The organism is Leucobacter chromiiresistens (assembly GCF_001477055.1).
In the GTDB taxonomy this organism is placed as follows: domain Bacteria; phylum Actinomycetota; class Actinomycetes; order Actinomycetales; family Microbacteriaceae; genus Leucobacter; species Leucobacter chromiiresistens_A.
In genome coordinates, this window is record NZ_LDRK01000177.1 from 1 (window position 1) to 669 (window position 669).

Consider the following 669-nt stretch of genomic DNA (forward strand, 5'->3'; position numbering starts at 1 on the left):
GTTCCAGGTGATCCCGAAGTCCTTGCGGGAGATCGTGGTGGAGGCGGAGAAGCCCGCGCGGGTGGTCCCGAAGGGATCCACGGCCCCGCCGCCGAACTCGCCGGTGAAGGTCACGGGGCGGGTCTCGCCCTTCATGGTGAGGTTGCCGACAAGGGTCAGGTCCTCGCCGTCGGCGGTGATCTCGGTGGACTCGAAGACCAACTGCGGGTGGTTCTCGGCGTCGAAGAACTCGGGACCCTTGACGTGCCCGTCGCGGCCCTCGTTCTTGGTGTTGATGGAGGCGATCTGCACGGTGGCGCGCACGGAGGAGTCCTGCGCGGTCTCCCCGGCGTGCAGCTCGGCCTCGGTCTGCTCGAAGATGCCGCGGACCTTGGAGATCCCGGCGTGGCGGACGGTGAAGGCCACCTCGGAGTGTGCGGGGTCCAGGGTCCAGGTGCCGGCGGTGAGTCCTTCGAATGCGGTCATGATGTGCTCCTTCGATGTCGATCGTGCGTTCGTCGATTACTTTACGCATCAACTGTTTACGGCGCAAGGGTATTCCCAACCGTGTCCGCCGCGCCGACCGGATGACCTCCGATGGCTCCGCATGACATCCGCACACCCCGGCCCCGCTGGCCCGGTCCGCCCCCGGTTAGGCTGGATCCACCGCCGTCCCCGAGCCCACGAGAC

1 protein-coding gene is annotated in these 669 nt (G+C 67.3%); it reads right to left on the bottom strand.

Annotation, left to right across the window (positions count from 1 at the left end; all coding sequences use genetic code 11):
• The coding region (locus NS354_RS12935; protein WP_058594830.1) for a YceI family protein at positions 1 to 465 on the bottom strand (465 nt) is incomplete at its 3' end.
• Positions 466 to 669: the final 204 nt, after the last annotated feature.